The organism is Blautia sp. SC05B48 (assembly GCF_005848555.1).
In the GTDB taxonomy this organism is placed as follows: Bacteria; Bacillota; Clostridia; order Lachnospirales; family Lachnospiraceae; genus Blautia_A.
In genome coordinates, this window is the sequence record NZ_CP040518.1 from 1,694,066 (window position 1) to 1,707,175 (window position 13,110).

Here is a 13,110-nt window from a genome sequence, read left to right on the forward strand (position 1 = left end):
GATGGATTCAGATTTTGCTGAGTTTTAAGATAATATTGCTCTGCTGATACAACCAGTCTGTGAATTCTGTCGGACTGGTTGCTCCTGCCTTTACAGCTTTCTTACGCTGCAGAGCTTCTTTCTTAAAAAGGTCAAACGCATTTTTCATTTCTTCCAGGCGTTCAATCGGAAAATTAGCAGTTTTTTGGGACTTATTGATTTTATTACGCCAATTCTGGCATTCATTTTTATAAAGCAGATCATAGTTATTTTCTCTGGCTCGTTCATCAAACTCCCTTTTGTTTTGAAGTGCCTGTGCTTTACGGCACTTATCACTGCACAGTTCATAACGCTGGCTTTTTGCCAGAAAATATTTTCCACAGACTTTGCACTGACGGAAACAAAGGCCCCAGTCATTCAGTCGATTCAAGTAATAAGTGATAAGCGGATAAAAAGAGCTATAGGCAGCTACGCATTCTGTTCTGCGCCTATTATCCGGAAACCAAAGTTCAAGTCGAGTGATTTCAGCAGGAGTGTTGCGGAAATAAAGACTGCCAGTATGAAAACGTTCTGGTTTTCCGGTATCAGAATTAAAATTCATGACATTTTCTGTTTGGAATGCCTGAGTCAAAATTTGGATTTTTTCTATAAAACGATCACAGGCAGTATTACGGTCACGATATTCCCTTGTAACAAGATATTCATTCCAAATACGGAATGTAGCATACATTCTCACCGGATCACCGGTGAGATATTTTTTTGCCAGAAAATCACCAGCAGTCTGTTCCAGTGCAGGCTGTTTCCAACGGTTAGTGTGCAATGCATCACGTAGGGGAGCAAGTCCATATATATTCCAGTTCTTTTCTTTATCATATTCAAAATCTATCAGAAAACGTCCTAGAGGACGTGTTATATCATATATGACATCGTTATCTTTATTTCCGTCCAGTCGAAAACGGATTTGCTGTTCCGTTCCGATTAAAATTCGCTCCTTCATTTTGTCTCTATCCAATGCCAGAACGAAGAGGATGTGGTCGTAGCAAGGTTCTTGCCTTATAAATTGATAAGCCATTTCTATTTGCTCCTGTTTTGTATGGTAATTTTAAAAAATATAATATTAGTTACATTTATGGTATCGCGAAAGTATTGAAAAGTCAAGATGAGATTGATAAGATACGATTGAATGGTAATTTCGTACTATGCAGTGTACTTTGACAACTTTATGACCGTCTAACCTGAGATAAACCGCCATGACCTTCGATAAAAGAAGTGAGCGCATCCGAATGGATGACGTGTTGTATGCCTTGACAGCAGTATGACTCAGGAAACAGGAAAGAGAAAACGGCAATGAGAAGCTAAAAAAATGAGATCAAAAATGGAGGAACAACATGAGTGAAAATAAGAGATTAAACAATTATGATGAACTGCCTCTTGTACTGGATGTGGCTGATATTCAGCGGATTATGGGGATTTCCAGAGTAACGGCTTATGAACTGGTTCATACACCCGGTTTTCCGGCATTTCGAAGCGGCAGATTAATTAAGGTTAGTAAAATTGCTTTTTTCGAATGGATGGCAAAGGGGAATGGAAGGGTGCCGGAGAATAGTAACTAAATCTGGAGCAGAGCGGAGAGCGAAGTCTTTTGTGCAGGTTAAGGGCGGCAGCCATTGCCCAGTGAGTTGATGCGTGCGTCTACTCGTACTGGGTATTACCTGACGCAAATTCACGCAGGTTTGCAGCTTCGCTGCCTTATTTAATTTGGAAAAACGTGAAAAAGGAGGGCAAGAAAATTATTGAAAGCAACAAGACACAATGGACGCTCCGGGAAAAATGGCACTTATAATCCCAGGCATAATGATCGCCGTTTCGACTTGGAAAACAGTGAACATATTGATGCTGGAAGAGTCAGAGAAAATATTTACTGGGACTGTTACCGTGGCTATACCACAATGCAGAACAGGGAAGAAGATTCTCAGGATATCAGTTTTGAGAAAATTGAATGTACTTTTTATCAGGAACATTATGGAAAATATATAGAAGCGCAGAATGAAAGAAATGCAAGAACCCGTCATACAGAGCGTAACCGATCTGTGGAAGATTTACTAAAGAACAATAAAACCTGTCCAGAGGAAACTATTTTTCAAATAGGAACAGTAGAAGAATCTGTTTCCTATGAAATATTACTTGCGGTCGTACAGGACTTTACAAAGCAGTTCACAAATCGGTTCGGTTCTCATGTCCATATTCTGGACTGGGCACTGCATTTGGACGAAGGAACGCCGCACATTCATGAACGTCATGTTTTTGATTGTGAGAATAAGTACGGGGAAATCTGTCCCCAGCAGGAAAAAGCACTGGAAGAATTAGGGATTGCACTTCCAAAACCGGATAAACCTAAAGGCCGCAATAATAATCGAAAGCAGACTTTTGATGCTATTTGCCGGACAATGCTTTTTGATATAACTCGAAAATACGGGTTGCATCTGGAAGAAGAACCGTCTTATGGAGGGCGAGATTATCTTGAAAAGCAGGATTATATCCTGTTTAAGCAAAAGGAACAGATGAAAAACCAGACAGAAATACTGGATACACTTACTTTGAAAATTGAAGAAGTAGAAGCTTTGATCGATGAAGTTTCAGATATTGCTTACGACAAAGCTGTGGAGGTTGTGACGGATGAGGTCAGAGTGGAAACCCATAAAGAAGACATTCGTCTGGTAGAACAGTCAAAGGCGTGGGTGCTTTCCCCTGAGCGCAAGGCTTCCCAAAAAGAAAGAACTTATGCTGTAAGTCGATTGGACGGAGTAATTACCAAAATTACAAAAGCTATGCAGACAGCAGTTAAAACAATCCAGACCACGCTGATAAAACCGGAAGTCAAAAAGGTGAATACCGAACAGATTAAGAAAAAAGCCAGAAGTTCCATTCTGGATAGGCTGGCAAAAGCAAAAATTACTGCGGAACAGGAGAACCGAGAGCGATGGGAACACGAAGGAAGAACTAAATTGGGAAGGAACGATATGGAGTTGTGATGTAAAGAAAAGAGGAAAAGGATGAATATATTTGAAGCAGTTAAACAGTCTGTGACTACCCGGCAGGCTGCAGAAAGCTATGGAATACGGGTAAACAAGAATGGAATGGCGGTCTGTCCATTTCACCGTGACAAGAATCCAAGCATGAAAGTGGACAGGCGTTTTCATTGTTTCGGATGTCAGGCAGATGGGGATGTGATTGATTTTACGGCACACTTGTACAATTTAAAACCAAAAGAGGCGGCAGAGAAATTGGCAAGAGATTTTTCTATACATTATGAGAACATGGGGCACAGCCCGCCACAGAGAAAACAAATCAAACGACAGCTAACACAGGAACAGAGGTATCTGCAGGCAGAAAATAGATATTTCCGTGCACTGGCAGATTACCTGCATTTGTTGAAACAGTGGAAAGAAGAGTGTGCTCCGAAACAGGTGGAAGATGTCTGGCATCCGCTGTTTATGGAGGCATTGGAAAAAATATCAGAAACAGAGTACCTGTTGGATACATTATTATCAGGCACATTAGAAGAACGAGTTGCCGTAGTGGTGGCTCATGGGAAGGAGGTGACAGCGATTGAACAGAGAATTTCAGACTTTATCACCACAGACACGACAGGAATTGTGCGAAGTAATGGATATAATGGAAACGGAGTTGACAGTAGAGGAAATCAGAGAACAACTGGAAATGACACAGAAGGGTGCTGTGAAAAACAATCGGCATAACTGTAAGCTAATTTTAGAACATGATCCTCTGTTAAAAGATGTATTCCGGCACAATATTTTGACTGAGCAGACAGACATTGTAAAACCCGTGTGGTGGGAACGGATAAGCCCGGCATTCACAGATATGGATTTGAACTATATTATGCTTTATTTGGAAGAGACTTACGGTCTGACGATGGATAAGATTGTGCAGAAAAGTATTGTCCATCAGGCAGATCGGAACAAATATCACCCTGTCCGGGATTATTTGAACAGTCTGCAATGGGATGGGCAGGAACGTATCCGCTATGTGCTGCATCATTTTCTTGGTGCACCTGTGGATGAGTTGACCTATGAAAGTATGAAAATGTTTTTGCTGGGAGCTATTGCCCGTGCGTTCCGCCCCGGAATTAAGTTTGAATATATGCTCTGTCTGGTCGGGGGTCAGGGCGTGGGAAAATCTACATTTTTTCGTTTCATGGCAGTAAAGGATGACTGGTTCACTGATGACATCGGCAAACTGGATTCGGAAAAAGTTTATTGTCAGCTTCGTGGTCATTGGATGATTGAAATGTCTGAAATGGTCGCAACGGCACGCTCTAAGAGTATTGAGGAAACAAAGAGCTTTCTGAGCAGGCAGAAAGAGACTTATCGGGATTCTTATGCAGTATATGCTCTTGATCGTCCGAGGCAATGTGTATTTGGAGGAACATCCAATATTAAGCGATTCCTGCCGTTTGACCGTACCGGAAATCGAAGATTCGTTCCGGTTCAGACGAACCGGGCAGAGATGGAGGTTCATATCCTCGAAAATGAGAAGGAATCCAGACAGTATATTGATCAGGTGTGGGCGGAAGCAATGATGTTGTACCGTAATGGAAATTTTAAACTGGCGTTTTCAAAGGAAACAGAAACACAGCTTGATAAACTGCGGCAGGAGTTCATGGCGGATGATACGGAAGCCGGAATGATACAGGCATGGCTGGATGAACATGAAGACAGAAAAGTCTGTTCATTGATGCTTTTTAAAGAGGCACTGGACAATCCTTATGTAAAGCCGAAGAAGGCGGAGACAGACCGCATCTGTGAAATCATGAATACAAGCATTGTGGGTTGGAAACAGGGGACGATGACAAGATTCAAGGATTACGGTACACAGCGTTCGCGGGTATGTGTAAACGAAAACTGTAAACGAGACGCAAAAGACTTAAAAAATGAAAATGACTGGCATCCGATTACTGAGAAGGAAGCCCGGCAGGTGGAGTTACCTTTCCAGTAAAATGCCAGTCAGGTTTACGGTAGTTGGCGTGTTGTTTACACTTTTTTCTATGGATATTGCTTTGACTTGTAGAATTTGTAAACAGTAAACAGATATATAAGAGTAATTTGGTATTGAGGAAAGAAAACTGAAAAAACAAAAAGAATTAGATTTTTTGGAGTTTGTTTACAGCGGTGGTTTACAACAGGGATGCCCCTTTGACCGGCATCTATTTAAGTTGAACAGGAATGGCATTTGGCAGGACTATTTCAAAAAACATTTTCATAGTTATGGACAAAGACATACGGGAGGAGGTGGAAATTCCGCTATGAAAAAGAGAAAACTTAATTATCGATTCCATAATCCAAACACTGCGGAAGTAACCGCCGACTATCTGTTAAAGATATTGATTGAAGCAAATGCAAGTAAGGTGGAACAGGCAATACAAGAAGCAGCGAATGAGCTTCCCGAGCAGATGAATGGTACAGAAGGGCACTCTACATAGGAATGTAGGGTGTCTTTTGAGCTGTGTGTGGAGAGAGGAATAAAAGTGTCATAAAGAAAAACAAGGGTAGATATAGACAAATAAATTTGATATAATTAACCTGATAAAGTATACGGAGCATTCCTGTAATTCATCAAAAGCGCCAATTGAATAAAAAAGAACCTCAAGGTATGATTGAGTTGCATCTTGGCGGATGTAAACAAAACAATCAAGCACTGGAGGTTCCAAATGAATTATACACAGAATGAAAAGATTGAGCAAGTAACAGATTCAACAATGGTTGTCGGAGTTGATATCGGAAGCCAGATACATTATGCAAGAGCTTTTGATAACAGAGGACGCGAACTTACAAAACGTATTTTTTCTTTTCATAACGATCTGGAAGGGTTCAATTCTTTCAACCTTTGGGCAGAGACACTTAAGACTGAGAATAAAAAGACTGCAGTTCTGATCGGCTGCGAGCCAACAGGTCATTACTGGTTTGCGTTTGCGAAGTATGTAAATGATCATCAGAAAAGATTAGTAATGGTCAATCCATTCTCGGTTAAGAAGATCAAGGAACTTGATGATAACAGTCCAAAGAAAACAGATTCAAAAGATCCAAAAACAATCGCAAAACTAGTTGTGGATGGGAGATATTCAATCCCTTACATGCCAGAAGGCATTTATGCCGAAATAAGAGACCTGGTATACAGCCGTGACAGGATCATGAAGCAGCACAACATATCTGCAAACAGGATCCAGAGATGGCTTGCAATACATTTCCCGGAATATCTGGGATTATACACACGATTTGATGCAATAAGCGGCCTGGCAGTGCTTGAAAAAGCACCATTGCCAAAAGATGTGATCGCGCTTGGAGTAAATGGGATCCGAAAGATCTGGCATGATAAAAAGATGCGAGGCAGAGGAGTTACTGAAGATAGGGCAAAGACCCTGGTTGAAGCTGCGCACAACAGTGTTGGACTTGACGGAGGGATTGGAACAAAAAGTGAATTATATATGCTGCTTGAAGAGCATCGCTTATGGACTTCGCAGTTAGAAGCCGTCAATAAAGTACTTGAGGAAATGATCCTAAAAGTACCACATGTGGAGAAGTTACTCGCCATTAAAGGAGTAGGAAGCATCACAATAGCAGGATTCATAGCTGAGGTAGGTGATATCAGACGCTTTGATTCACCGAAACAGATCCAGAAGTATGCAGGATTGGAACTGGTAGAAAACAGTTCAGGAAAGCATAAAGGAAGGACGAGGATCAGTAAACGCGGGAGAAGGAAACTCAGAAAGATCCTGTACCAGGTAATGGTACCGCTGCTTGCAAGAAACAAGGAGTTCCGTGGAATCTATGATTACTATGTAACCCGTGTAAAGAATCCGCTGAAACGAAGGCAGGCAATGGTTGCCGTCAGCTGTAAGTTGGTCCGAGTGTTTTATGCGGTATTAACAAAAGGTGTGGAGTATGACAGATTTAAAATGATGTCAGATATCCACCGAAAAAGCGACATAATAGCTGCCTGAGCAAAAAGTACTGTAAACAGGAAAGCGTCCGCCATCAATGGTGCTGTGAAACAGGAATGCAAAATATATAAGACAAAGTAGAGCCAGTAGCTGCATTGACATTTTCTATAGGGCAACGACCCTGCTAAAGGAGCATGAGCAGCACCCAACTATGGATAAGCAGAACGAAGGAATTTAGGACCCGTCAGAGGATGGTGATCCTGGTAGACATGAGAGGTTAGTTACTGTAGGTGGATTTGGGAAACAGGAAGGCCTTCATAAGAAGAAACAAAGACGTTTTATTTCTTGTACCTAAAATCATCAGAAATGGACTCCATGAAGTCACTTCATATCCAGAAAACTCTATTTTGGAGATATATGTAACTTATTAACTGTTCAGCAAAGTCAGTAAAATCAAGGATTTTTATTGAACATGCACTAAAAAGAATAGAGAGGTGAAAAGTATGGAAAAGAACAAATTAAATATTTTGAATAAAATTTTTTCTCGTAGTACTTTTCGCAACTGTTTTGATAATGGATATGATAAAACATACAGTCAAGTTGTTAGAAGATACGTCGATAATGGTACAGGAAAGCAAAATTCAGAATTGATAAGTCAAATTTATAATGTATTAAGAGAAGGTTATAGAAACGAATATTATTATAAAAATACATTGTTGAATAAATTATTATTAGGCATACATAGTGTGAATACGACAACCGCATTAACGGAAATTCCTATTGCAAAGTCTAAAGCAGATTTTGTTTTGATTAATGGTAAAGCAGTTGTGTATGAAATAAAAACGGAATTGGATAATTTTGATAGATTGGAAAATCAAATAAATGATTATTATAAGGCATTTGATCATGTAGCGGTTGTTACTTGCAAAGAAAATCTTCAGGTATTGAAGAAAAAGATAGAAATGATTGGAAAACCTGTTGGTATTTACATTTTGCAAAAACGTGGAACTATAACAACAATACAAAAGCCACAGGCATATAGCGTAGAGTTAGATGCTGAAATTCTTTTTAAGATATTGAGAAAACAAGAATACGAAGAAATCCTTTTTAATAAATATAAACATTTGCCGGATGTTTCAGAATTTAAATACTATTCAGAGTGTAAAAAAATGTTTTTAGAGATACCATTAGAAGAAGCATATTTATCAGTTTTGAAGCTTTTAAAAAAGAGAAGTCAAATTATAAAAGACGAATTTAGTAAGATTCCTTATGAACTAAAATTTTTGGCATATTTTATGAATTTGAAATCTGATGATTATAAAAAGATAACGAAATTTTTGAATGAATCCTATGGAGGTGTGTAAAATGTATTTTCCGTATTTACGTGGAAGACAATTTGAGTTAATTGCTTTGCGAGAATTGCTGGAAGGAAAACGTATTAGCGAAAAAGTTATTCCGATAATAGAACCGGTGAAACCATCTTCAACATTATTAAAAACATTAGAAACATTTGTTAAAAATGATAGAGAAATTGCGGTAGTATTTAATCCAACAGTGGGGGATTTCGCAAAAAAGTTGAAGGAAATGCGTGAAGAAGATTCCAAGGTTGCTAATGAATTGTATGATTTACTAACCCAAAATGATAAAGTGATTAAGTCTTATATCATGGATCGTGGTATTTTATCTGAAATAAAAAGTGAAGCATCTAAGAATAAATATCTTATTATAAATTTGAATAGGGATTGCTTGGATGACTTTTTGGATGCATACGAAGATACATTACCACGATTTACGTTAATTCCGGATGATAGAGCTTTTAGACGAGTAATTCCAGATTCAAAAGTTTTATTTGAAGATAACTTTAATAAGCAATCCAGAAATATTGATTATATAGACAATCAGGATGAATTCTTTTCAGATAGTCATTTATATTATCAGAATGAAAATTATGTTGGATTTGCAGATTATTCTGTTGTTGGAGAAGAATTTAATGAATCAGGATTTGCTCCGGTTGCAGTAGCGATTCATGTTGTTTATTTTGATAAAAAAAAGGAATTGCGGATACATCATTTTGTTTCTGATTCAAATGAGGGAATCGAAGACCCGGGTGGAAAATTTGGTGAAGCACTGGAAAAATTAGTTTACTGGTGTGACGAAAATAATGTACAGAATACATTAGGTTTACAAGGGTTTTATGATTGTTATAGTTCTGGAAAATATCCAGGTTTAGGAACAGTTAAGAAATATTCTATTATGCATCATATTGAGTTGGTCAGCAATTTCTTGGGAGGAAAATAATAATGCAGATTGGATTAGAATGCTTTTTGGATGAGCAGCTCAGTTCAATGATTGCAAGTGAAAATCGACATGGTGATTGCGAAATCCAACATAAAACGGATTGTATTATTTATGATACGGAAGAAGATCATTATTTAGAAGAGTATCTGGAAGAAATTATGGATGCTTTTACGGTAGCTAAACATCTTAAAGTTGCCGAGTCAGATGTAAGGGCAGATTATTTAAAGAATTTTTTGAGTAAATGGAAAGTGTTTTCTGTTACAGGGGACGATATACAGCAGATCATTACAGCTATTTGTAGTGAACGGTATCAAGATGAACCAGAGTTATTTGACAAGAAGGTTACAATACGAGAATTCTTTTCGGCGGATACAATGGAACAACAATGTATCCTAAAAACTTATAATTGGGATGATTTTTGTTATAATATCAAGCATGTAAATAGATTTCATTCTCAGCAAGTTAATTTTGATCAATTAGAGAATTTGTTAAAAAACATGGTCATTGATATTCCGAAAGGTACTTTAAAATTATTTCGTTCAAGAATATGCGATGAGGATAGTTATACTTCTGGATATTCTACGAGAAAAATGGGAGTGCCACCAGTAGCATTAACAACGGCTGGACGAACAAATTCAGAAGGTATTCAATGCTTGTATCTGGCAGGTGATGAGGAAACCACCTTTCATGAAGTAAGAGCAAGGGATTATGATCATGTATCTGTCGGAGAGTTTATTCAAACAAAAGATTTGCGAATAGTGGATTTGAGTTTGTTTGATAAAATAGGTCCTTTTTCTATCCCTGATTTTGATATGACATGGTTTGCAATTAACATTGAAATCATTCGAAAAATTGGAGATGAGGTTGCAAAACCGATGCGACGATTTGACCGTGCATTGGATTATGTGCCAACGCAGTATATTTGTGATTATATCAAGCACTTAGGATATGATGGAATAAAATTTAAAAGTACGTTGGTTGATGGTGGAACAAATTATGCTATTTTTAATGAAAAGAAATTTGAATGTACGAATGTAAAGGTTGTTCAAATAGGAAACATTGATTATAATTGGAGTCCATTATAAGTATAAGGTTAAAGGCAAGGGAAAATGTGAAAGTTATCTCTTGCTTTTTTTACTTGTTTTGCTATAATAAAGTTGTAACAGAACGACTTAAATATAACAGAAAGGCACTGAATATGAATATAGCAGCTTACTGCCGTGTCTCCACTGATAAAGCCGACCAGCTCAACAGTCTGGAAGCTCAAAAGCAATTTTTCTCTGAGTACACCCAGCGTACTGGTGACAACTTAGTTAGATTATATGCAGATGAGGGTATTTCAGGCACGAAAATAAAAAATCGAAAAGAATTTTTACGCATGATGGCTGATGCTGAACATGGACTATTTGATATGGTAGTAGTAAAGGACATCTCTCGCTTTGCCAGAAATACTGTAGACCTTCTGCAGAATGTCCGCAAACTGAAAGCATTAGGAATCGAGACACAGTTTTTGACGGCCAACATGACCAGCATGGGAAACAGTGAATTTGTTCTGACAATCTTCGGTGCATTGGCGCAGGAAGAAAGTGCCAATACTTCAAAGCGTGTGAAATTCGGCAAGAAAATGAATGCTGAAAAAGGACGAGTTCCGAATATTGTGTACGGATATGATAAAACCATTGGAGATTACTTTAATTTGGCAATCAACGAGGAAGAAGCAGCTGTTATCAGGCAGATTTATAAATGGTATATCGAAGAAGGATATGGTGCCGCCAAGATTGCAAACATGCTGAATGCGAAAGGTATCCGAACAAAGCGTAATTGTCAGTGGAGCCAGAATGCGACGTGCCGGATTTTAACGAATGAACTTTATACCGGAAAAATTATCAACGGCAAGCAGGAAGTAGCTGACTTCCTGACTGGACAGAGAACGGAAAAAGACGAGACGGAGTGGATGGTAACAGAACGTCCGGAACTGCGGATTATTGAGCCGGAAATGTATGAAAAGGCACAGGAGATTTTGGAGTGCAGAAGCAAGACTTTTAAATTAACAAAGGAACGGCAGAGCAATAAGTATTTGTTTTCTACTCTGATTAAATGTAAGGAATGTGGCTGGTCATTTCGACGAACTGTTCGTACTTATAAGAATACTTATATTCGCTGGGTATGTTCCGGTCATAATGGACGTGGGGCGGATAGCTGCCCGAATGCTCAGACAGTGGACGAGGAAGAGTTGATTGAAGTTCTGTCCGAATACTTTTCCGAGCTGCTGAAAGCAAAGAAAAATGTAATTCGTCACGTAACAGGCGAATTCCAGAGGGTTTACAAAGCCAAGGATGAGAACCTGAATTACGAAAAGGAATTGAACGCACAGCTTCACAAGCTTAAAAAAATGCGTCAGAAATACATGGATATGTACACCGATGACCTCATTACACGTGAGGAACTGAATGAAAAAATCGGCGGCACAAAACAGGAAATCGAGCGTCTGGAGAATGAGTTGAAAATGGTTGCTTATCACCTGACAAAAGGTGAACAACTGGAAACAATCTTGAATCGCACGTTTAAAGAGATTGAAGATATTTCCGATGTTCACCAGATGACCAATGCACAGCTTAAACGGATTATCCAGAAAATTGAAGTAGACAAGGATGGTAACGTAGATATTTACTTACGAATCTTCGGTGATTTAGGCTTAGATGAAACCGTTCTAATTAGTGACAACCAAACATAAGGATTGCGCAGAACGTCTGAAAGTGATCAATCCGGCTCTGGCCATAGAAGTTCGCAAGGTACTGGATGTAAACAAGCAGGAGCGACATATCCGGGGAGGTATCGCTACCCGGGAAAAATATCTCCATGCTCATATCCGATGAACAGGCGGTCCGGATTAAATGCTGATCATAAAATATGAATGTCTGTGTTATTATCCGGCTTGCTTTGGTTGACATACCTGATAAGATGTGCGAAGATTTATCATACGATAGAAATAGCAAAATACAGCACATAGGAAAGAGAGGATTTTATCATGCTGAAACAGTTATCCATCTATGCAGAAAATAAAAAGGGTGTTATGCAGAACATTACCGGTATCCTGAAGGATGAGGATATCAACATTCTGGGCTCTGTAACCAATGACAGCGCAGAGTACGGAATCGTACGAATGGTAGTTTCGGAGCCGGATAAGGCAATGGAGGCTCTGATCGCTGCCGGATATCTCTGCCACGTGATCGAGGTGATCGGAGTGGAGGTTGAGGATAAGACTGGAAATCTGAATGATCTGCTTCTTACACTGAAGGACAGTAATGTGAGCGTGGATTATCTGTACCTCTCCTTTAACCGTGATTCCGGCAAGCCGATCATGGTATTCCATACCGAGGATATCATGGAAGTGAGATCCTGCCTGAAATCCAGAGGCTATACCGTTTTATAAAAACAGGATTTTACCGTGTGGTAGAGGCTTTTATCCGTTTGATAAATATTAAAATATTCTATATTATAAACATGAAATATCAATTTTACAAATGTATATGGCCATGCTATCATATATCCATAATAGTTCTTAACCTGTAAACAGCCACCTCAGGATATGTGAATATCCGTATCATACAGGCCGGGAACTAAAAAACTCATCACATAAAGTTAATAATTACACCCATGAAGAAATCTGTGGATCAGCGTACACAGATTCCTTCAGAAAGAAGCTGTTACATCGGCGGAGTTTCTGTGTCTCCAAGGATGTGGCAGCTTTTTTCTTTTACTCTGAAAAAATTCGCAGTAATTTCACAAAAACATGATACAGTAGGAAACATGTTATGATATGTTTTGTAAAAATGCTCAGGTTTATGAGCATGTGATAAAGTAAGACGCAGATG

The 13,110-nt window shown here is 38.8% G+C and carries 12 protein-coding genes and 1 pseudogene; 12 read left to right on the forward strand and 1 reads right to left on the reverse strand.

Annotated elements, in window-relative coordinates:
• Window positions 1-7: 7 nt before the first annotated feature.
• Window positions 8-1,051 (reverse strand): DUF6076 domain-containing protein, encoded by a 1,044-nt coding sequence (locus tag EYS05_RS07835; protein ID WP_025577902.1) that lies wholly within the window; start codon window positions 1,049-1,051, stop codon window positions 8-10.
• A 316-nt stretch (window positions 1,052-1,367) separates the two neighbouring features.
• Here EYS05_RS07835 and EYS05_RS07840 point away from each other — a divergent pair, with 316 nt between their 5' ends.
• The 12 genes and pseudogenes from EYS05_RS07840 to EYS05_RS07890 all read left to right on the forward strand — a co-directional run bounded on the left by EYS05_RS07840 (window position 1,368) and on the right by EYS05_RS07890 (window position 12,668).
• Window positions 1,368-1,592: a helix-turn-helix domain-containing protein gene (locus EYS05_RS07840; RefSeq protein ID WP_008707138.1), complete on the forward strand. Its 225-nt coding sequence runs from the start codon at window positions 1,368-1,370 to the stop codon at window positions 1,590-1,592.
• A 180-nt stretch (window positions 1,593-1,772) separates the two neighbouring features.
• Complete coding sequence (locus tag EYS05_RS07845; RefSeq protein ID WP_008707136.1) at window positions 1,773-3,011, forward strand: hypothetical protein; 1,239 nt, start codon at window positions 1,773-1,775, stop codon at window positions 3,009-3,011.
• Window positions 3,012-3,032: 21 nt separating this feature from the next.
• Complete coding sequence (locus EYS05_RS07850) at window positions 3,033-3,737, forward strand: CHC2 zinc finger domain-containing protein (protein ID WP_008707134.1); 705 nt, start codon at window positions 3,033-3,035, stop codon at window positions 3,735-3,737.
• The gene (locus EYS05_RS07855) at window positions 3,646-4,995 is read left to right on the forward strand and encodes a virulence-associated E family protein (RefSeq protein ID WP_138276947.1); all 1,350 of its coding nucleotides are present in this window, start codon (window positions 3,646-3,648) and stop codon (window positions 4,993-4,995) included. Before EYS05_RS07850 ends, EYS05_RS07855 begins: the two co-directional genes overlap by 92 nt.
• Before the next feature lie 307 nt (window positions 4,996-5,302).
• On the forward strand, window positions 5,303-5,479 hold the full coding sequence (locus tag EYS05_RS17460) for a hypothetical protein (RefSeq protein ID WP_008707130.1): 177 nt from the start codon (window positions 5,303-5,305) through the stop codon (window positions 5,477-5,479).
• 228 nt (window positions 5,480-5,707) lie between these two features.
• Window positions 5,708-6,997 carry an IS110 family transposase gene (locus tag EYS05_RS07860; protein ID WP_138276888.1) on the forward strand — a complete coding sequence of 430 codons (1,290 nt, stop codon included), beginning with the start codon at window positions 5,708-5,710 and terminating at the stop codon, window positions 6,995-6,997.
• 443 nt (window positions 6,998-7,440) lie between these two features.
• Window positions 7,441-8,301: a sce7726 family protein gene (locus EYS05_RS07865; RefSeq protein WP_008707128.1), complete on the forward strand. Its 861-nt coding sequence runs from the start codon at window positions 7,441-7,443 to the stop codon at window positions 8,299-8,301.
• Window position 8,302: 1 nt separating this feature from the next.
• Window positions 8,303-9,235, forward strand: coding sequence for a sce7725 family protein (locus EYS05_RS07870; protein WP_008707126.1), 933 nt, complete (start codon window positions 8,303-8,305; stop codon window positions 9,233-9,235).
• A gap of 2 nt (window positions 9,236-9,237) precedes the next feature.
• Window positions 9,238-10,320, forward strand: a complete 1,083-nt coding sequence (locus EYS05_RS07875; RefSeq protein ID WP_008707124.1) for an RES family NAD+ phosphorylase — start codon at window positions 9,238-9,240, stop codon at window positions 10,318-10,320.
• Window positions 10,321-10,433: 113 nt separating this feature from the next.
• A complete protein-coding gene (locus EYS05_RS07880) occupies window positions 10,434-11,969 on the forward strand; it encodes a recombinase family protein (RefSeq protein WP_025577897.1) in 1,536 nt (511 codons plus the stop codon).
• Window positions 11,956-12,111: pseudogene (locus EYS05_RS07885) on the forward strand (sporulation transcriptional regulator SpoIIID); the annotation flags it as partial. The gene EYS05_RS07880 and the pseudogene EYS05_RS07885, both read left to right, overlap by 14 nt.
• A gap of 152 nt (window positions 12,112-12,263) precedes the next feature.
• Complete coding sequence (locus tag EYS05_RS07890; RefSeq protein WP_022426578.1) at window positions 12,264-12,668, forward strand: ACT domain-containing protein; 405 nt, start codon at window positions 12,264-12,266, stop codon at window positions 12,666-12,668.
• The last annotated feature ends 442 nt before the right edge of the window (window positions 12,669-13,110 follow it).